This is a genomic window from Paracoccus liaowanqingii, from assembly GCF_004683865.2.
In the GTDB taxonomy this organism is placed as follows: Bacteria; Pseudomonadota; Alphaproteobacteria; order Rhodobacterales; family Rhodobacteraceae; genus Paracoccus; species Paracoccus liaowanqingii.
This window is the reverse complement of the sequence record NZ_CP038439.1, coordinates 3,207,229-3,226,329: the sequence shown is the minus strand read 5'-3', so window position 1 is coordinate 3,226,329 and position 19,101 is coordinate 3,207,229. Positions and strand designations below refer to the sequence as shown.

Sequence of the window (19,101 nt, the reverse complement as noted above, 5' to 3'; positions counted from 1 at the left end):
GAGGCCGCGCATCACGCCCGCCGCAAGGCGGGCCTGCCGCACCCTTCGGTGCTGTCCCGGTCCGATCCCCTTCCGCCCATGTCACGGCCCCGAGGGCCATCGAACATCCTGGGAGGGAACCATGAAGAAACTTGGAATCGCCGCTGTCCTGTCGGCCACGCTGATGGCCCCTGCGGCCATGGCCGAACTGTCCGAGCTGCGCATCATGGCGCCGGCGGGCCCCGGCGGCGGATGGGACCAGACCGCGCGCTCGATCCAGTCGACCCTGCAGGCCGAGGGCCTGGTGTCGAACATCCAGGTCGAGAACGTCGCCGGCGCCGGCGGCACCATCGGCCTGCAGCAGTTCGTCAACCGCTCCAGCGGCGATCCGGCGGCGACCATCGTCGGCGGCTACGTGATGGTCGGCGCGGTCATCGCCAACGACTCGCCCGTCTCGCTGACCGACGTGACGCCCCTGGCCCGCCTGACCGGCGAATATGTCGTGGTCGTGGCCGGGGCCGACAGCCCGATCAACAATGCCGAGGATCTGGCCGCGGCGCTGGCCGAGGATGCGGGCTCGGTCACCTGGGCCGGCGGTTCGGCGGGCGGCGTCGACCACATCGCGGCGGGCCTCTTCGCGCAGGCGGCGGATGTCGATCCCGCGACGATCAACTACATCCCCTATTCGGGCGGCGGCGAGGCGCTGGCCGCGATCCTGGGCGGCCAGGTCACCGTGGGCGTGTCGGGATTCTCCGAATTCTCGGCGCAGATCGAGGCCGGCTCGGTCAAGGTCATCGGCATCACCGCGCCCGAGCGTCAGGACTATCTGGACGCGCCGACCTTCGCCGAGCAGGGCTATGACGTCGAGGTGCAGAACTGGCGGATGATCGCGGGCGCGCCCGGCATCACCGACGAGCAGAAGGCCGAACTGGTCGGCACCATCGAGACGATGGCCGGATCGGAAGCCTGGGCCGAGGTGCTGGCCTCGCGCGGATGGGTCGACACCTTCCTGGCCGGCGACGAGTTCACCGACTATCTGAACGGCGAGATCGAGGCCACCGCCGCGATCCTGACCGAGCTCGGGATCACCGAGTGATGTCGGTCGACAGGACAGAGGCAGCCGGGGAAACCCGGCTGTCCGCCGAACCCGACATCCGCCTGCATGGCGAGGACGAGGTGGGCCAGGCCAGCGGACGCCGCGATCTGGCCGGTCTGGGCATCGCGCTGGCGCTGTTCGCGCTGGCCGCCGTCATTTATTCCGACGCCTCCGGCTATCCGGTGCGCCGCTCCTACGCGCAGTTCGGACCCGAGATCGTGCCGTTCATCGTGGCCTTCGGCATCCTGGTGCTGGCCGGGCTGACCGCGCTCAGCGCCTGGCGCGGCGGGTTCGAGACGCGCGAGCCCCTGAACTGGGGCGGCGTGATCTGGCTGGTCGCCGCCATCGTGATCGAGATCATCATGCTCTATTCCGGTACGGGCTTCATCCCGGCCTCGACGGTGCTCTTCGCCTTTGCGGCGCGCGCCTTCGGACAGACGACGCATCTTCTGAACGTGGCCATCGGTGCGGTCATGTCCACCCTTCTGTTCCTGCTGTTCCGCTATGGCCTGGGCCTTGCCCTGCCGAACGGTCCGCTGGAACAGGTCATCGACCAACTCTTCCGGTAGGGCGCCATGGACACATTTTACCTTCTTCTGGGCGGCCTCGGCACGGCGATGGAGCCGATGAACCTGATGTTCGCGCTGATCGGCGTGATGCTGGGCACCGCCGTGGGCGTCATGCCCGGCATCGGCCCGGCCCTGACGGTCGCGCTGCTGCTGCCGGTCAGCCTGTCCTTCGGCGCGACCGGATCGATGATCATGTTCGCCGGCATCTACTACGGCGGCATGTACGGGGGCGCGATCTCGTCGATCCTTCTCAACACGCCCGGAGAGACCGCCTCGATCATGACCGCGGTCGAGGGCAACCGCATGGCCAAGCGCGGCGCGGGCGGCAAGGCCCTGGGCGCGGCCGCCATCGGCTCCTTCGTCGGCGGATCCATCGCGACGCTTGGTCTGGCGGTGGTGGCACCCCTGATGGTCGCGGTCGCGCTGTCCTTCGGGACGGCGGAATACTTCGCGCTGATGGTGCTGTCCTTCCTGACCGTCTCGGCGGCCTTCGGCGGCTCGGTCGTGCGTGGCCTGACGGCGCTGTTCATCGGCCTGACCATCGGCATGGTCGGCACCGACAAGCTGACGGGACAGGTGCGCCTGGCCTTCGGCGTCCCCGAGATGAGCGACAACATCTCGATCGCCATCGTGGCCGTGGGCCTCTTCGCCATCGGCGAGACGATGTTTTTGGCCTCGCAGCGCATCAACCACCTGACCAAGGCCGAGAAGATGAAGGGCTCGGTCTGGCTGAACATGCATGACCTGAAGCGCTGCTTCCGGCCCTTCCTGCGCGGCACGGGCCTGGGCTTCCTGTTCGGCCCGCTGCCGACCGGCGGCGCCGAGATCCCGACCTTCCTCTCCTACACGACCGAGCGCCGCCTGGCGACCGGCGAGGCGCGGCGCGACTTCGACGAGGGCCGCGGCGCCATCGAGGGCGTGGCCGGACCCGAGGCCGCCAACAACGCCTCGGCTGCGGGCACGCTGATCCCGCTGCTGACGTTGGGCCTGCCGACCTCGGCCACGGCGGCGATGATGCTGGCGGGCTTCCAGCAATACGGGCTGCAGCCCGGTCCGCTGCTGTTCACCAACAGCGCCGAACTGGTCTGGGGCCTTGTCGGCAGTCTGTTCATCGCGAACCTGATGCTGGTGGTGCTGAACGTCCCGTTCATCGGCATCTGGGTCAAGCTTCTGGCGATCCCGCGCCCCTGGCTCTACGCGGGCATCCTGACCTTCGCGACGCTCGGCATCGTGGGCGCGCAGGGCTCGGCCTTCGCGCTGATCCTGCTTCTGGGCTTCGGACTGGTGGGCTTCGTGATGCGGCGCTTCGGCTATCCGCTGGCGCCCGCGCTGGTCGGCGCGATCCTGGGCCCACTGGCCGAGGAGCAGCTGCGCCGCGGCCTGATGATCAACCAGGGGGACTGGACCTTCCTCTTCACCTCGTGGATCGCGCTGCTCATTTATGCGATCGCGATCCTGTCGATCTTCGGCCCGCGGGTCTGGGCCCTGGCGCGCCGCCGCAAGCCGGTGTCGCTCTGACACAAGGACCGGGCCCGCAGAACCAGCGGGCCCGGTTCGCCAGGGACGGGCATCCTACCCCGTCAGCTTCGCCGCCAGGGTCTGGATGTCCGGGCCCGAGACCTTCGGAACGATGCGATAGGCGGCGTTCACGAAGCAGAAGACCGCAAATCCCAGCAATCCCACGCAGATGCCGATGACCAGCAGCTGCCCATAGACCTGGCCGGACAGCCACGAGAAGGCCTCGCCCGTGCCGCCCGCCTCCTGGGGATTGGCGCGCCAGGCGGCGAACAGGAACAGAAGGCCCACCACGCCCACGACGACGCCATGCGCGATCAGGCCCGCCTTCAGGATCGGGTTCCACCGCGTGGTGAACCGGCTGGCTTGAAGATGCTTGCGATACTCGTTCGTCCAGCCCTGCCGCATGTAATGCGCCCCGGCCCCGACGATCAGCAGCGCCGCCAGCCCGATGATCCAGCGCCCCCGGGGCCAGCCCATCACCATCCCCACATAGCGCGGGATGCTGGACCCCTCCTCCGAGGACCCGCCTCCGAACAGCAGCGTGAAGATGACGACGCCGATGCCCAGGTGGATGCCGCCCGTGACCAGCATGCCCAGGCGCGCCACGATCCCCTTCGCCTCGGACCCGTAATCCTCCAGGTCGTAGGCGGCATCCAGCACGCGCCACAGCGCATAGGCGACCATGCCCAGCAGGATGACGAACAGGATGCTGCCCCCGCCCCAGGTCGTCTCCAGCCAGCCCAGGGCCGAGGACGTGTCCTGCGCCTGCCCGCCCCTCCAGATCGAATAGAGCGAGATGCCCGCGACGGCCAGATAGACCAGCCCCTTGCCCGTATATCCCGCCCGCATCAGCGGTATCGCCCAGCCCAGCTTGCTCTTGGTCATGGTCCTCGCCTCTCCGTCGGATGGTCGAGACCTACCTCAGGTCCCCCGCCCCGCGTCAAGCCGTCTCGGGCGGCAGCGGGACGCAGGGCCGCGCGAGGGCACGGGAAACGACGGCGGGAGGGCGCCCTGAGAGGTCGCGCCGATGACGCGTCGGGCAGGCTGATGTTTCGGAGGCAGTCTCAGACGCGCGACCCTGATCGCGGGCCAGAGAACAACCGTCAGCGAAGCATCGCGTCGGCACTCGCCGCCAGACCACAGCCAACTGCCATCCCAGATGAAGAGGTCGCGGGACGGCATCGGCTGCCCCGGCCTCCGGTGCCGGAGGCAGACGCGGTGGCCCACGGCGTCATCTGGCCGGGTGATCGACACCACTCCGAAAGCTTCGGGCTGATAGGCACCCCGACTCAGCGCGTGCGCGGCGGGGCGACGCTGTCGGTCAGGATCGGGCGCGCGGGCCAGAGCAGCTGGGCAGGTGGATCGTCGGCGCGGATGACGCGCAGGGTCTCGTCGGCCAGCCTGCGGCCCAGACCCACCACGTCGATCTCGCAGGCCGATACGGGCGGATCCAGAAAGTGCAACTGCCGGGACCGGCGCATCGTGACGATCGACATGTCGGTCCCCGGGGACAGCCCTGCATCGCGCAGCGCGCTGTAGGCGCCAAAGGCCATCATCTCGTAATGAAGAATCACGGCGGTGGGCGGGTCGGGCCGGTCCAGCAGCTGGCGGGTGACCAGGTTGCCGCCATATTCGTGACTTTCGGTGGCGACGATCAGGGTTGGATCGCTGTCCAGCCCCAGTCGGGCGCAGACCTCGCGGCAGGTGGCCTGCATCAGCACGCCGATGTTGGAGGGACCCTGCGGCGTGCTGACCGCGATGCGCCGATGGCCAAGCGCGGCCAGCCCCGCCATCGCCTCGCGCAGGAAACCCTCGAAATCGAGGTCGATCCAGGCAAAGCTGCCCGCGATCTGCGATCGCCCGAAGGACAGGAACGGCATCCGACTGTCCAGCAGCAGCGCGATGCGCGGGTCATGGGCCTGCGTCGCGGTCACCACGATCGCATCCGCGATGCCCCGCGCGATGGTGCGGCGCAGAAACCCCGTCGGATCATTGGCCGAATTTGAGGGCAGCACGATCAGGTCGTGATCCTCGGCCGCCAGCCGGTCCTGCATCGCGTCGATGATGCGGACGAAGAAATTGTCGCCGCGCACGTCGGCCCGCCCGGTCTCCATCACGAAGGCCACGGTCTGGGTCGATCCCCGCCTGAGCGAGCGCCCCGAGGCATTGGGACGATAGCCCAGCTGCGACGCCGCCCCCAGCACCCGCGCGCGCCCCAGCACCCGCGCGCGCGTCTGCGCGTTCACGTCGGGCTTGCCGTTCAGCGCGCGCGACACGGTGCCGATCGACAGTCCAAGATGCTGGGCAAGATCCTTGATGTTCACCCGGCGCGGTCTGGTCTGCCCCCTGAAAGGTGGTCCTCCCTGATGTATGGCTTTTGAGCCATTTGGAGGATGCTGGAATGCCCCAGAAAAAGCACAAGCCGGAGGAGATCGTCGCCAAGCTCCGGCAGGTTGACGTGTTGGTGTCGCAAGGCCAGTCGGTGGCCGAAGCCGTGCGGTTGATCAGCGTGACGCAGTTCACCTACTATCGGTGGGCGCAAGGAGTTCGGTGGGCTGAAGACCGACCAAGTGAAGCGGCTGAAGGAGCTGGAGAAGGAGAATGAGCGGCTCAGGAAGGCTGTCTCTGACCTGACGCTCGAGAAGCTCATCCTTCGGGAGGCGGCATCGGGAAACTTCTAAGCCCCGCCCGCCGCCGTGCTTGCATTGAGCATGTTAGGCAGAAGCTCCGGATCTCCGAACGGCTCGCCTGTCGCGTGCTTGAGCAGCATCGCTCGACACAGCGGAAAGTGCCGAGCGGACGAGTCAATGAAGACGCCCTGACGGTCGACATCATCGCGCTCGCCCCGCAATATGGGCGCTACGGATACCGCCGGATCACTGCCCTTCTGCGCGAGGTCGGTTGGGCGGCGAACGTGAAACGGGTCGAGCCGTCGAACGCATGCGTTCGACGGCGGCAGGACTGAGGAGGATTAGGAAAGGCCCCTGTGGGGCGTTTCCCCGACGAAGCTAAAGGTCCCACAAAAGCAACCAAAGAAGGGTTGGCTCTGGCTGAACGACGGGTCATGCATCCGTCGAGGGACAAAGAAACTGTCCAGTGGACAGTTTCGCCCGAGAACAGAACACAACGCTACATCCGTCACCGATGCGAAGGGCCGACCCACCCGGTTCTTCATGTCGGCAGGGCAGGTCAGCGATTACGCCTGTGCGGCAGCACTGTTGGGCAGCCTTCCAAAGGGGACTAGCTTCTGGCTGACAGGGGATATCGAGCCTGCGAGGCGCAATTGGTTCGAGCCCGCTGGCAAGGGCCGACTGGCTGCGAGAAGCGTTGGAGGACAAAAGGAGGAGCGCCTGCATCCCCGGCCGGAAGTCTCGCAGGAAGACAGTCAAATATGAGAAGCAGCGTTATAAAAGGTCTAACCGCATCGAGATCATGGTCGGCCGCCTCAAAGAGGGAAGACGCGTTGCCACACGATACGACAGATGACCGGAGACCTACCTCTCCGCGATCTCTTCTGCCGCAACCGTCATGTTCTGGCTGTGATCAAGAACGAGTCCTGACCCTATGTCGCGCCCGGCTGTGACCTGCCGGGCCAGAAACTGTCAGGGACGGACCGCCGTGACCTCGAGTTCCACCAGCCAGGCCGGGTTGACCAGCGCCTCGACCACCATGGCAGAGCGGACGGGCAGGTTCGGCTGTTCCTCGGTCCCGAAGAACTGGCGATAGCCCGCCATGAAGCCGTCGAAATCGACCGCCTCGCCTTCGGGCGCGACCAGGAAGGCCTGCATCTTGATGATGTCGCCCACCTCCATGTCCAGCGCCTCCAGCTGCGCCTGGATGCGCGTCATGACGCTGACGGTCTGCTCCTCGGTCGTGCCGAAGGCCTCGAGGCTGCCGGGCTCGGCGTCTTCATTGATGACGGCGGGGACCGTGCCGCTGAGATAGACGGTCGTCATGCCCGCGGGAACCTCGACCGCCTGCAGGATCGGAAAGTCCGAGTCGGGGATCGGATGGCGGGTCAGCTCCTGCGCGGTGGCGGGCAGGGCCAGGGCGGTCAGGGCCAAAGCGGCCAGAGTCGTCTTCATGTGATGTCCTTTCATCGGGGTCAGCGGGCGGCGGCGACGCGATCGGGCGTCGCCGGGTCCTCGGCATAGTCGTTGCCGAAGGAGGTGCGGATATAGTTGACCACATCGGCCACCTGCGTGTCGTCCAGAACGCCGCCCAGGGGGGGCATGGCCTTCTGGCCCTGCAGGATCAGATAGATCGGATAGTCCGCGGTCATCAGGTTCTCGTTGTCGGCCAGCGCCGGATAGTCCCCGGCACCGACAGCGCCTTCGCCACCCGGCATGTGGCAGGCGGCGCAGATGGCCTCGTAGACCTGCTGCCCGCCGGTCTGGGTCAGGCGCGCGGGGTCCTCGAACCAGCCGGCGCGGTCGATCATCGAGACCTCGCCCGCCTCCTGCGCGGCGGCAGGAAGGGTCAGGGCGACAAAAGCGGCCGTCAGCATAAAGATGCGGTTCATCAGGGCCTCCTCAGGCTTCGGTGACGGTGGCGTGCAGGCGTTCCACGGCGTCCAGCGCCGACAGGATCGCCCCTTCCATCCAGGCGGGCAGATACGAGATATGCTCGCCCGCCATCAGCGTCCGACCATCCATCGCGGTCGCGTCCATGTAGTCGGCCTCGCGGTCGGCCCAGATGCCATAGCAGCCCAGGACCCAGGGTACCCGGTGCCAGCCGACCGAGACGCCGGACAGGAACTCGTCGCGGTATTGCGGGTGGATCTGGCTGCCATAGTCCAGCACCGCCTCGATCCGGTCGGCGGGAGGCAGCGAGTTGAACTGATAGGACGATGCCCCCCAGCTATAGGCCGCCAGCAGCACCCCCGGGCCGTCGCTGAAGTAGTCCGACGACGGGTAGCTGATCAGCGAGATCGGCAGGTTCGTGTAGCTGATCCCGCCATAGATATGCTCGTCCTGTTCCCAGAAGCGGCGCTTGAACTCCAACCCGCACTTGAACGACGAGGCGTAATGCATCCCGTCGATGATGCCCGACATGCGCCCCGAGAAATCGTGGTCGATCTGGCCCAGGATCGAGAAGGGGATGGTGCAGATGCAGTAATCCGCCGTCTCGGTCCGTTCCTCGCCGCCCCCCGTGGGCACCCAGGTCGCGGTGACGGTGTCGCCTTCGTGGCGGATGCGCGTCACCTTGGCGTCGAAGGTGATCAGGTCGCCGGTTTCGTGTTCGAACGCCTGCGCGATCTGGTCCATGCCGCCGACCGGCTGGAAGATCGTCGACTGCATGTGCAGGTTGTCACCCGCCGTCAGGTTGCGCCACAGGTTCGACTGCAGGATGACCGACAGGGGATGGATCTCGGAGGGTTCCGGCTTGCCGGTGGTGCCGCCGCCCTCGGGCACGGACCATCCGCGAAAGGCCGAGGACTCCTCGCCCGTGACATAGGCCATGTCGTCGTTCAGCGCGCCATAGCGTTTCAGCGCGTCCATCAGCAGCTGCGCGTCACCCTCGGTCACGTCGGCCTCCAGCGCCTGCTGGTCCACCACCTTGGCCAGCAGTTCCGCGACATGGCCCCGGAAGTCGGTCGAGATTTCCTTGAACCGCTGCGGCTGGCCGTCGAAGGCGTCGGAATTGTGCAGATAGGCGTTGTAGTTGACCTGGATGAACGGCTCCAGCTTGACGCCGAAGCGCTTGCAGTAGTCCAGCACCGCGTAGTGATCCGAGGGGATGCGCCACGGGCCGGGGTTGAGGTAATTGCCCTCGGCAAAGGTCACGTCCTGCGTCTCGCCGCCCAGCTCGGTATAGCTGTCGCCGCCCCGGAGCGTCCAGCAGCGGCCGCCGGCCTTCTCGCGGAACTCGAGCACCTTGACCTGATAGCCGGCGGCGCGCAGTTCGTAGGCCGCGGTCATGCCGGCCAGGCCGGCGCCCAGGATCAGGACACTCGTGCCCTGCACATTGCCCTGAAGTTGCAGTCGGCCTGCGAAACCGGACGGCTGCGCAAGCCCCATCGTGCTCATCGCGCCATACATCGCACCTGCGCCTGCCACGGCCCCGATCATCGACAGCAGCGAGCGCCGCGATATCCCCTGTGGGTTAAATGTCATGCCTATCCCTTTGATCTCTGCGGCAGGCACCCCTGGGGTGCCTGCCCAATGAGGACGAGATCAGGGTATCGGGAGGGAGGGTAAGGGGAATGATACCTGCAGATAATGCATAAACATAAGCTGCCGAACTTCTGCGCATCTTCCTCCCGGCGGCGCTCAAGCGCCGGGCATATCATGCCTGCATCACGTCTCTCAGCATTTGCCATTTTGGCAGGCCACGTTTCGTCACGAGCCCAAGGTTTGTAAACGCACGACAGGACACGTGAGGATGAAGGGCTCCGGTGCCGAAACACGAGCGGCCGCTTTTCAGATCTGCACTGCAACCCGGCAGGCGCCCTGTGGCCGCTACAAGACCGTTGCACAGATATTGCGACCGCATTCACTGCAGGTCCCACGAGGGCCCTGAGAGGCTCATCGCGTCGACCCGTCCACGCCATCGAAACGTCTGCCTCCTCTGCAGACGAGGCAGCTGCGCACTGTAGAGACGCCTTGATTGGCCAAGGAAGACAAATGGCCGCCAAAAACCGCCTGAAATGCGTCCTGCCATCCTGAGAAAGAATTGCACCCTCAGGCCGAAAGGCCGAACTTCCTAAAGTCGCTTCCCGGTGGCTTGGTCAAAGAAGGACGCCTTCCTGGTATCGATATTCACGAAGAAGGGCTTTCCCACCGTGAAATCGTCTTCCTGACTCAATCGGTGCACCAGACTGATCCCCTCGAAATCGGACCAGGCCAGGATCTCGTTGCCCATCGGTTCGATCAGCGACAGATGGACCTCGAACTGCCCCGATGGGCCGCCAGCCGGGACGATATGCTCGGGCCGAAGGCCGAGCGTCACCTTCTGACCGCTCTCGACGCGATCGACGAAGGGATAGGCATCGATATCGAGTACGAAGCTGCCGGCCTCGAAGGTGAGGACGCCGTTGCGCGTCGCGAACTGCCCTTCGATCTTGTTCATGGCAGGCGAGCCGAGGAAGCTGCCGACGAACGCATTGGCCGGCTTGTTGTAGACGTTCAGCGGGGTGTCGAGCTGCTGGATGATGCCGTCCTTCATGACGGCGATCCTGTCCGCAAGCGTCAGGGCCTCGATCTGGTCGTGGGTCACGTAGATCATGGTCGAGCCGATCGACTTGTGCAGCTTCTTGATTTCCAGCCTCAGCTCTGCGCGCAACTTGGCGTCCAGGTTCGACAGGGGCTCGTCAAACAGGAAGATGTCGGCGTCGCGCACCAAGGCGCGACCGATGGCCACGCGCTGGCGCTGTCCGCCCGACAGAGCGGCGGGCTTGCGGTCGAGCAGATGCGTGATCTGCAGGATATCGGCGGCCCAGGCCACCTTCTTCTCGATCGTTGCCCGGTCGACCTTGGCCATGCGCAGGCCATAGGACATGTTCTTCCGCACGCTCATCGTCGGATAGAGCGCATAGGACTGGAACACCATGCCGATGCCGCGGTCCTTCGGATCAAGCCAGGTCACGTCCTTTTCGTCGAAGTGGATGCTGCCCGCGCTCGCGTCCGTCAGACCGCCGACGGCGTTCATCAGGGTGGATTTGCCGCAGCCGGACGGCCCGAGCAGAACGAGGAATTCGCCGTCGCGGATGTCCAGGTTGAGATCCTCCATGACGACCTGCTGGCCGTAGCGGATCCCGAGATTTCGGATGGAAACGGAAGTCATGACTTACCCCTTTACCGCGCCGGACGCGATGCCGCGGACAAACCAGCGGCCGGACCCAAGATAAACGGCCAGCGGAACCAGGGACGTCAGGATGGTCGCGGCCATGTTGACGTTGTAGGCCCGCTCGCCCGTGGTGGTGTTGACGATGTTGTTCAGCTGCACGGTCATCGGCAGGTTCTCCCGCCCGGCGAAGACCAGCCCCAGCAGGAAGTCGTTCCAGATGGCCGTCACCTGCATGATGACCGCGACGATGGTGATCGGGACCGACATCGGCAGGATGATGGTGAAGAAGATCGCCCAGAACCCGGCGCCATCGACCCGGGCCGCCTTGAACAGCTCGGTCGGCAGTCCCGAATAGTAGTTCCGGAACAGAAGGGTCATCACCGGCATCCCGAAGATGACATGGGTGAGGACGATCCCCGGCAGCGATCCATAGATGCCCGCCTGAGCATAGAAGCGTACCAGCGGATAGATGAACACCTGATAGGGCATGAAGGCGCCCAGCAGCAGGCAGGCAAAGAGCAGGTTCGCCCCGCGGACCTTCCAGAACGACAGCGCATAGCCGTTGAGGGCGCCCAGAAGGATCGACAGGATGACGCTTGGGATCAGGATCTGGACCGAGTTCCAGAAGCCGATGCGAAGGCCGGTGCAGTCGAGCCCCGTGCAGGCGCTGGACCATGCCGTGGCCCAAGCCTCCAACGTCGGCTGCACGGGCAGCGCGAAGATCTGGCCAAGCCGGATCTCGTCCATGGTCTTCAGCGAGGTGACGATCATCACGTAGAGCGGCAGCAGAAAGAAAACCGTCATGACGCCCAGAAAGGCGTAGATGCCGATCCGGCCCCAACGCTGCTGGGAAGTCACCGGGCGCCGGAGGGCAGGCGCGTTCGCTTCGGCCACGCTCATGCCGTGGTCCCTTTCTTGCCGAGGTATTGCGAATAGAGGACCGGCGCGATGATCAGCAGGACGGTGACCAGCATGGTCGTCGATGCCGCCGTGGCCAGGCCGATATTGGCGCGCTCGAACAGGTTGTCCATGATGAACTTGGCCGGCACCTCGCTGGCCGTTCCGGGCCCGCCATTGGTCATCGCGATGATCAGGTCATACATCTTGACGATGCTGATCGACAGCAGCACCAGCGAGGTGATGATCATCGGTCGCAAGATCGGCAGGATGATGAAGGCGTAGGCGCGCCAGAGCGGTATGCCGTCGATCCGCGTGGCCTTCCACAGGTCCGTGTCGATGCCCCGCAGGCCGGCGAGCAGCAAGGCCATCACCAGACCGGCGCCGTGCCAGACGGTCGCCAGGACGACGGCGTAGAGGACGGTGTCGCTGTTGACCACCCAGTCCAGGACGAAGTCCGAAAAGCCCAGATTGCGCATGGTCCGCTCGATCCCCAGATCAGGGTTGAGGATCCATTGCCACATCAGGCCGGTCACGACGAAGGACATGGCGTAGGGATAGAGAAAGGCCGTCCGGAACAGGCCCTCCGCGCGCACGTTCTGGTCGATGAAAATTGCCAGCAGCGTTCCCAGGACAAAGCAGATCGCCAGAAAGAAGATCGCGATGAAGACGAAGTTCTCCAGCGAGGTCAGCCAGCGCGACGTGCCGAACAGCTGGGCATATTGGTCGAAGCCCACGAAGTCGTTCCGGGGCAGCATGCGCGAGCTTGTGAAAGACAGGCGGACCGACCACGCCATGGTGCCCAGATAGGCGAAGACGACGATGGCGGCCATCGGGAGCAGGGCCAGATATGCTGCCGTATTGCGTCGCATATGCCGGGTGAGTTGAGCGGTCTGCACGGTATCCTCCCTCTATCGAAGGAGGGAAGGACGATGCCCTCCCTCCGTCACCAGACTTTCCGTAGGTCCGGATCAGTTCTGCAGCGCGTTGCCGAAACGCTCGACCGCCTCGTCGACGCTCATGTCCGTGTTCCAGAGTTCGGTGACGACGTCCTGGACCGAGCCATAGACGTATTCGTTCATCATCTGGGAGGCGTCCGGCACCAGGCGCGACGGGTCGCCCATGATCTCCATGCCCAGTGCGGCGCACGCGTCCATCGCGGACACGTCGACGTCGAACCGGATCGGGATCGAACCCTTGAGGTTGTTGAACGCCACCTGGACGTCCGGAGCGGTGATCGTCTCGGCCAGCAGGTTCTGAGCCTCGATCTGGGCCGGATCCTCGGTCCGCGGAAAGACGAACACGTCGCCGCCCAGCACATAGGGGGCATCCTCTCGCAGACCCGGCAGGCAGTTGTAATCGACGCCGATCTGCTGATCGGCCTGCGTGAATTCGCCCTTGGCCCAATCGCCCATGACCTGAAACCCTGCCGTGTCGCCGATCAGCATCGCCGTGGCGTCGTTCCAGTTTCGACCGGGCGAGGCACTGTCCACATAGGGCTTCAGCCGGACGAACGTCTCGATGACCTCCCGGAATTCGGGCGAGTTGATTGCCTCCTCGTCCTTGTCGGCATAGATGCCGGTCCAAAGATCCCGCCCGCCGACATTGGTCATCATCGCGGAGAAGAGCAGGTTTTCCTGCCAACGCTGACCCCCGAGGGCGAGCGGCGTGATATCGGCGGCCTGCAGGGCGTCGAGCGCGGCGAAGAATTCCTCCATCGTCTCTGGAGGCGACTCGATACCTGCCTGCTCCAGCGCGCCCGAGGAATACCAGATCCAGAGCGGCATGTGGATGTTGACGGGGGCCGCATAGTATCTGCCGTCGACCTTGATCGCGTCGACGATCGGGGCCGGCAGAATGTTGTCCCAATCGTTCCGGGTGGCGACGTCGTCGATGTCGTTCAGCAAGCCCTCGGCGATGATCTCGTGATATTGCTGCGAGGTGTTGAACAGCGCGGCGGTGGACGGATCGCCGCCGATGATCCGGTTTATGGCGGCGCTGCGGGCGGCCGAACCGCCGGCAATGGCGTTGTCGGTCCATTCGCCGCCACGCTCCTCGAACGCGTCAGCCAGAACCGAGATCGCCGCGGACTCGCCCCCCGAGGTCCAGAAGTGGATGACCTCCGCCTCCTGAGCATGTCCTGCGGTTGCGCCGATGGCCAGAGCGATGGCGGTCTGCGCCATCAGCCTTGTCTTGTGAAACATGTGTCCTCCCCAATGCACCAAATCGATCTTCGCCGCCCGAAACTTCGAGGGCCGCGAGATGCTCCAGAACCTCCAATGGAACCGGTTCCATTTCAAACACGGTGACTTGATCTTGTCAATCGTTCCTGCGACAACTGATGTGCGGCAATGCATCCGGGCAGGAGCATCTTCCTACAGTTGGTCTTCAAACACCTGTAAAGTAATAAGGATACTTTGGGCACTCATCATGGCGGAACACAAGACGGCGACATTGAAGGACGTGGCAAAGCTTGCCGGAGTCGGATCCGGGACCGTCTCCAGATTCGTTTCTGGAAACGGTTCTATTTCGCAGAAGTCCGCCGAAAAGATCGCCCTTGCGATCCGTCAGCTCAACTACCGGCCCAACAGCATCGCCCGGTCGCTGTCTTCCCGCCGCTCGGAACTTGTGGGGGTATGGGTGCCGTCTCTCGAAGGGCCCTATTACCAGATGATGATCCGGGCCATCGAACTGGAGCTTCGGCAGCACGGAAAGCACATGATCCTTGCAAATGCCGAGGATGCACAGTCCGACGAGGACCGGCTTGCCCATATCGACTACCTGATCAATCGCGACTGCGATGGCATCCTCATGTCGGGGTCGCGGCTTGGCGATTTCAGACTGGCCAGCCTGTCGGATCGATATCCGAACCTCGTCTGCATCAACCGCGAGGTCGAGGCGCTGCCCGGCCGGGCCTTTTCGATAAATCATGACCGCGGCGGGCGCCTTGCCGCCCAGCATCTCCACGGCCTCGGCCATCGGAAGATCGCCGTCATCACCGGCCGGCTCTCGGCGCAGGACGCCAAGCAACGGCATAACGGCTTCATCGACGAGTTGGAGCGACTGAACAATCCGGTGGCGCCCGAACGTGTCATCGAGGGCGCGTACAGCTATGCCGGCGGAGAGCAGGCCGCCGACACCCTGATGCAGTCGGCAGGCGAATTCACCGCGGTGTTCTGCGGCAACGACAAGGTGGCCATGGTGGTCGCGGCCCGCCTCCAGGCCTCCGGCATCAAGGTGCCGGACCAGGTGTCCGTGCTGGGCTACGACGACGTCGATTTCGCCGCCTACATGGTTCCCGCGCTGAGCACGATCCACGCACCCATCGTCGAGATGACGCAGTCGGCCTGCCGCCAGCTTCTCAACCTCACCTATGGTCTCGACATGCCCTTCCAGGAGCGGTTCGAGCCCACCCTCTGCGCGCGCAAATCCACCGCGCCGCCCCCGTCCGCCCCCTGATTGCGCAGCATCGAAAGACGATCATGCCCGAATTCATCGACAACGGAACCCGTTTCCGCCTGACCGACCCCATGCTGGCGCCGTCCGCGGCCGGTTATCTGTGGAACCGGCGGATGATGATCCAGATGAGCTGCCGGGGCTTCGCCGTCAGCCAGTACATGGACCCCGAGCCTAGGAAATACGCCCATGTGCCGACGATGGCCGGGCAGAGCTTCATGCAGCCCGAGCATCGCTATTTCGCCCATCACCCGGGCCGGTTCTTCTATGTCCGCGACAACCGAAGCGGGGCGCTGTTCTCGGCCCCGCACGAGCCGGTGCGGGCGCGGCCGGACAGCTTTGTCTTCGAGCCGGGCCTTTCTGACATGCGCTGGACGGTCGAGAAGGACGGACTGCGCGTCGACCTCTGTCTCGAACTGCCCGAGGATGACGTGGCCGAGATCTGGACGGCGACGGTCACAAACATCGGCGACGGCACGCGGGACGTCTCGTTCGTCCCGTATTTCCCGGTCGGCTACATGTCATGGATGAACATGGGCGGACATTTCGACGCCGACCTCGGCGCCGTCATCTGCACCAGCGTCACCCCCTATCAGGCGGTCGAGGATTACTTCCGGAACCGCCATCTCAAGGATATCACGTTTCTTGCCGCCGACCGCTTGCCGGACCATGTCGAGGTCTCGCAGCAGGCCTTCGAGGGCGAGGGCGGGCTTGCCGACCCATCCGCGCTGCAGGGCGGCAGGAACCTGGCCGGGGGCGACGCGGCCTACGAGATCCCGGCGGGCATCCTGCAATACGACCTGTCGCTTTCCGCAGGCGGATCCGAGCGCTTTCGCCTGATCTTCGGGCCTGCGCATGACACATCCGAAGTCGCGACGCTGATCGGGAAATACCTGCGCGGCGACGCGGCGGCGGTGCAAGGCGCCACCCGCGCCTATATCGCGGACGGGCTGGGCAGCTTTGAAATCGAGACGCCCGACGCCGCGTTCGACGCATTCGTCAACCACTGGTTGCCGCGGCAGGTCTTCTATCACGGCGATACCAACCGCCTGACGACCGACCCGCAGACGCGGAACTACCTGCAGGACGCGCTTGGCATGGTGTTCATCCGGCCGGACACGACCCGCGAGGTCATCCTGCGCACCGCAAGCCAGCAGTCCGTCTCGGGCAAGGTGCCGGATGGCATCCTGCTGCGCCCCGATGCGACGCTGAAATACATCAACCAGATCCCCCATACCGACCATGCGGTCTGGCTGGTGATCACGACCTGCGCCTATCTGGACGAAACGAACGACCGCACCATCCTTGCAGCACAGGTCGGCTGGTCCGACAGCGACACGACGGACAGCCTCTACGACCACGTCACACGCGCGCTCAGCTTCCTGGCAGGCGAGGTGGACGAGCGTGGCCTGCCTCTGATCGCACAGGGCGACTGGAACGACCCCATGAACATGGTGGGATACAAGGGCAAGGGCGTCTCGGGGTGGCTGGCCGAGGCGTCGAGCTATGCCATGTCCCTCTGGGCCGAGGTGTGCGATGCAGCAGCGGACGAGGACACCGCGGGCTGGCTGCGACACGAGGCCGCCGCCATGGTCGATAGGATCAACGCGCATCTGTGGGACGGCGACTGGTATGCCCGCGGGATCACCGACGACGGGAAGCATTTCGGCGTCTCTGCCGACGACGAGGGGCGGATCTACCTCAACGCCCAAAGTTGGGCGATGCTCTGCGGCGCGGCGGACGAGGATCGCCAAGCCCGCATGCTGCGCGCCATCGATGAGCAGCTCGATACGCCCTACGGCGTCGCCATGTTCGCCCCCGCCTACACCCGGATGCGCGAGGATGTGGGCCGGCTGACCCAGAAATGGCCCGGCAGCGCCGAGAACGGCGCGGTCTACAATCACGCCGCCGCCTTCTACGCCGCGGCCCTCTATCATGTCGAGGAAGGGGATCGGGCATACCGCGTGCTGCGCGCAATGCTGACCGAGCCCGAGGCGGGCGACATTGCCGTCCGCGGCCAACTGCCGCTCTATATCCCGAACTACTATCGCGGGGCGTGGCACCAGCATCCCCGGACCGCGGGACGGTCCAGCAACCTGTTCAATACCGGGACGGCCTCGTGGTTCTACCGTCTTGTGATCGAGCAGCTTTGCGGCCTTCGGGGCACGCGCGACGGGGTCGTGATCGCGCCCCAGATCCCCTCGGACTGGGATCGCTGCCGCTTCCGCAGGACATTCCGGGGCGCCCTCTTCGAGGTCGACGTCGCGCGCGTCGGCGGGCTGACAGACCGGGAGATCCACGTTGACGGGGAGCAACTCGACGGAAACGTCCTGAGGCATGTCAAGCATGGCAGGACCTATCAGGTCCGGGTGCGGCTGCCCGCGCGGGCCTAGCCACATCACCGGCACAGGGCCGCATGCCGGCTTGTCCCGGCACGGCCACCACGGTGCCCGCACGCTTGGATCGTGCCTTGGTCAGCGAAAATGCGCACAGTCTGGTTGGGAGAACGCCATATGACGACGATACGGTGGGGTCTGGTCGGTCCCGGGAATATCGCCCGGAACTTCGCGGACGGCATGGCACAGGCTGCCTCGGGCGCTCTCATCGCGGTGTCGAGCCGCAGCGAGGCGCGCGGGCGCGCGTTCGGGGATCGATATAATCTGGACGAGGCGAAGCGATACACCGACTACCGGGACCTGTGCAAGGATCCGGACGTGGATGCCATTCATATCGCGACCCCGCATCCCTTCCATGCCGAGCAGGCCTTGATGGCAATCCGTGCCGGCAAGCACGTCTCGGTCGAGAAACCGGCCGGGATCACCGCCGCCGAGGTCAGGACGCTTGTCGAGGCAGCGGCGCGGAACCGGGTCTTCTTCATGGAAGCCTACATGTACCTGTGCCATCCGCAGATCGCGCGGGCGGTGGAGATCCTCCGATCGGGCGAGATCGGCACGCTTCGGCACCTGCGCGCGACGTTCGGCTTCGAGGCGCCGTTCAGTCCCGGTTCGCGCCTGTTCTCGCAAGAGCTGGGCGGCGGCGCCATCCTGGATGTCGGCGGTTATCCCGTCTCTGCCGCGCGCCTTTTTGCAGGCGCCGCGCAGGGTCGATACGCCGAGCCGGAAACGATCGGCGGAACCGGCGTGATCGGCCGAAGCGGCGTCGTCGAAGTCGCGCACGGCGTGCTGGGGTTCGCCGACGGCATGACGGCCGAGATCGGCTGCGCGATCAGTCAGACAATGGAAAACACCGTTCATGTCGAAGGCGACCGGGGCAGACTGCTGCTTCCGACCCCCTGGACGCCCGGGCGCGACGGGGGTCCGTCGGACGCGCGCATCCAGGTGACGACAGCGGGACAGCGGCGCGTCGAAGACCTCCGCCATCCGGAGCATCTCTTTGCATTCGAGGCCGAAGCCGCGAGCCGGGCCATTGCCGAGGGCCGCACAGGCCTCAGCTGGCCGCAGATGGGCCCGGCGTCCAGCATCGGCAACAACACCGTCCTCGAGGATTGGCGCGCACGGATCGGGTAGGGCAGACGTCCCGATCACGGGCGGCACAGGCCAATGAGCTGCACGCCGGACGTCCTTTCGAGCACTCAAGCCTTTCTGACTTAACCTGGCACATACCCTGCCGCGTGGAAATCATTCCAGCACTCCTGGGGTGAGGACATTCTGCAGATGTCGCCAAGGGCTCTGAACAGGTCCTCGAAGGTCCGTGCGCCGATCTTGCGCCACCGAGCTTTGCGTTCACGGCCGCCTTCATCGCTTTGGCGAGGGGGCTTTGGCGAGGGCCCTCGCAACT

General features: G+C 65.2%; 15 protein-coding genes and 2 pseudogenes. 8 read left to right on the top strand and 9 right to left on the bottom strand.

Features of this window, described 5'->3' with window-relative positions; translation table 11 throughout:
• Nucleotides 1-121 precede the first annotated feature (121 nt).
• The 3 genes from E4191_RS15640 to E4191_RS15630 are packed head-to-tail and all read left to right on the top strand — an operon-like array spanning nt 122 to nt 3,162.
• Nucleotides 122-1,075, top strand: a complete 954-nt coding sequence (locus E4191_RS15640) for a Bug family tripartite tricarboxylate transporter substrate binding protein (RefSeq protein WP_135314211.1) — start codon at nt 122-124, stop codon at nt 1,073-1,075.
• On the top strand, nt 1,075-1,644 hold the full coding sequence (locus E4191_RS15635; protein WP_135314531.1) for a tripartite tricarboxylate transporter TctB family protein: 570 nt from the start codon (nt 1,075-1,077) through the stop codon (nt 1,642-1,644). The genes E4191_RS15640 and E4191_RS15635 overlap by 1 nt, the downstream gene beginning before the upstream one ends.
• Before the next feature lie 6 nt (nt 1,645-1,650).
• Nucleotides 1,651-3,162, top strand: a complete 1,512-nt coding sequence (locus E4191_RS15630) for a tripartite tricarboxylate transporter permease (protein WP_135314210.1) — start codon at nt 1,651-1,653, stop codon at nt 3,160-3,162.
• A gap of 54 nt (nt 3,163-3,216) precedes the next feature.
• Here the strand turns inward: E4191_RS15630 and E4191_RS15625 are convergent, their stop codons facing one another.
• Both E4191_RS15625 and E4191_RS15620 read right to left on the bottom strand, forming a co-directional pair.
• Complete coding sequence (locus tag E4191_RS15625) at nt 3,217-4,047, bottom strand: DUF1206 domain-containing protein (protein ID WP_135314209.1); 831 nt, start codon at nt 4,045-4,047, stop codon at nt 3,217-3,219.
• A 404-nt stretch (nt 4,048-4,451) separates the two neighbouring features.
• Nucleotides 4,452-5,486, bottom strand: coding sequence for a substrate-binding domain-containing protein (locus E4191_RS15620; RefSeq protein ID WP_135314208.1), 1,035 nt, complete (start codon nt 5,484-5,486; stop codon nt 4,452-4,454).
• Between the two features lie 77 nt (nt 5,487-5,563).
• Here E4191_RS15620 and E4191_RS15615 point away from each other — a divergent pair.
• Together E4191_RS15615 and E4191_RS15610 are read left to right on the top strand one after the other, a co-directional pair.
• Nucleotides 5,564-6,236: pseudogene (locus tag E4191_RS15615) on the top strand (transposase); the annotation flags it as partial.
• Nucleotides 6,237-6,299: 63 nt separating this feature from the next.
• Nucleotides 6,300-6,648 (top strand): annotated as a pseudogene (locus E4191_RS15610) (transposase); the annotation flags it as partial.
• Nucleotides 6,649-6,764: 116 nt separating this feature from the next.
• Here E4191_RS15610 and E4191_RS15605 read toward each other — a convergent pair.
• The 7 genes from E4191_RS15605 to E4191_RS15575 form a co-directional block, all read right to left on the bottom strand.
• Nucleotides 6,765-7,247: a RidA family protein gene (locus E4191_RS15605; RefSeq protein ID WP_135314207.1), complete on the bottom strand. Its 483-nt coding sequence runs from the start codon at nt 7,245-7,247 to the stop codon at nt 6,765-6,767.
• A gap of 20 nt (nt 7,248-7,267) precedes the next feature.
• Nucleotides 7,268-7,684 (bottom strand): c-type cytochrome, encoded by a 417-nt coding sequence (locus E4191_RS15600; RefSeq protein ID WP_228461402.1) that lies wholly within the window; start codon nt 7,682-7,684, stop codon nt 7,268-7,270.
• 10 nt (nt 7,685-7,694) lie between these two features.
• Complete coding sequence (locus tag E4191_RS15595; protein ID WP_135314206.1) at nt 7,695-9,278, bottom strand: flavin monoamine oxidase family protein; 1,584 nt, start codon at nt 9,276-9,278, stop codon at nt 7,695-7,697.
• A 589-nt stretch (nt 9,279-9,867) separates the two neighbouring features.
• The gene (locus E4191_RS15590) at nt 9,868-10,947 is read right to left on the bottom strand and encodes an ABC transporter ATP-binding protein (RefSeq protein ID WP_135314205.1); all 1,080 of its coding nucleotides are present in this window, start codon (nt 10,945-10,947) and stop codon (nt 9,868-9,870) included.
• A gap of 3 nt (nt 10,948-10,950) precedes the next feature.
• Complete coding sequence (locus E4191_RS15585; protein ID WP_135314204.1) at nt 10,951-11,850, bottom strand: carbohydrate ABC transporter permease; 900 nt, start codon at nt 11,848-11,850, stop codon at nt 10,951-10,953.
• A complete protein-coding gene (locus E4191_RS15580) occupies nt 11,847-12,746 on the bottom strand; it encodes a carbohydrate ABC transporter permease (RefSeq protein WP_228461400.1) in 900 nt (299 codons plus the stop codon). Before E4191_RS15580 ends, E4191_RS15585 begins: the two co-directional genes overlap by 4 nt.
• Nucleotides 12,747-12,818: 72 nt before the next feature.
• The gene (locus E4191_RS15575) at nt 12,819-14,204 is read right to left on the bottom strand and encodes an ABC transporter substrate-binding protein (protein WP_228461398.1); all 1,386 of its coding nucleotides are present in this window, start codon (nt 14,202-14,204) and stop codon (nt 12,819-12,821) included.
• Nucleotides 14,205-14,310: 106 nt separating this feature from the next.
• Between E4191_RS15575 and E4191_RS15570 the strand changes: the two genes are divergently transcribed.
• The 3 genes from E4191_RS15570 (at nt 14,311) to E4191_RS15560 (ending at nt 18,830) form a co-directional block, all read left to right on the top strand.
• The gene (locus E4191_RS15570) at nt 14,311-15,306 is read left to right on the top strand and encodes a LacI family DNA-binding transcriptional regulator (RefSeq protein ID WP_231714304.1); all 996 of its coding nucleotides are present in this window, start codon (nt 14,311-14,313) and stop codon (nt 15,304-15,306) included.
• A 23-nt stretch (nt 15,307-15,329) separates the two neighbouring features.
• Nucleotides 15,330-17,696, top strand: a complete 2,367-nt coding sequence (locus E4191_RS15565) for a GH36-type glycosyl hydrolase domain-containing protein (RefSeq protein WP_135314202.1) — start codon at nt 15,330-15,332, stop codon at nt 17,694-17,696.
• Nucleotides 17,697-17,816: 120 nt separating this feature from the next.
• Nucleotides 17,817-18,830, top strand: a complete 1,014-nt coding sequence (locus E4191_RS15560) for a Gfo/Idh/MocA family protein (RefSeq protein WP_135314201.1) — start codon at nt 17,817-17,819, stop codon at nt 18,828-18,830.
• Nucleotides 18,831-19,101: the final 271 nt, after the last annotated feature.

Excerpts from the sequence above, each read along its gene's own strand:
- E4191_RS15565 (WP_135314202.1), top strand. The coding sequence starts at position 15,330 with ATGCCCGAATTCATCGACAACGGAACCCGTTTCCGCCTGACCGACCCC.
- E4191_RS15630 (WP_135314210.1), top strand. The coding sequence starts at position 1,651 with ATGGACACATTTTACCTTCTTCTGGGCGGCCTCGGCACGGCGATGGAG.
- E4191_RS15640 (WP_135314211.1), top strand. The coding sequence starts at position 122 with ATGAAGAAACTTGGAATCGCCGCTGTCCTGTCGGCCACGCTGATGGCC.
- E4191_RS15560 (WP_135314201.1), top strand. The coding sequence starts at position 17,817 with ATGACGACGATACGGTGGGGTCTGGTCGGTCCCGGGAATATCGCCCGG.
- E4191_RS15590 (WP_135314205.1), bottom strand. The coding sequence starts at position 10,947 with ATGACTTCCGTTTCCATCCGAAATCTCGGGATCCGCTACGGCCAGCAG.
- E4191_RS15635 (WP_135314531.1), top strand. The coding sequence starts at position 1,075 with ATGTCGGTCGACAGGACAGAGGCAGCCGGGGAAACCCGGCTGTCCGCC.
- E4191_RS15575 (WP_228461398.1), bottom strand. The coding sequence starts at position 14,204 with ATGCATTGCCGCACATCAGTTGTCGCAGGAACGATTGACAAGATCAAG.
- E4191_RS15595 (WP_135314206.1), bottom strand. The coding sequence starts at position 9,278 with ATGACATTTAACCCACAGGGGATATCGCGGCGCTCGCTGCTGTCGATG.
- E4191_RS15600 (WP_228461402.1), bottom strand. The coding sequence starts at position 7,684 with ATGAACCGCATCTTTATGCTGACGGCCGCTTTTGTCGCCCTGACCCTT.
- E4191_RS15605 (WP_135314207.1), bottom strand. The coding sequence starts at position 7,247 with ATGAAGACGACTCTGGCCGCTTTGGCCCTGACCGCCCTGGCCCTGCCC.
- E4191_RS15585 (WP_135314204.1), bottom strand. The coding sequence starts at position 11,850 with ATGAGCGTGGCCGAAGCGAACGCGCCTGCCCTCCGGCGCCCGGTGACT.
- E4191_RS15625 (WP_135314209.1), bottom strand. The coding sequence starts at position 4,047 with ATGACCAAGAGCAAGCTGGGCTGGGCGATACCGCTGATGCGGGCGGGA.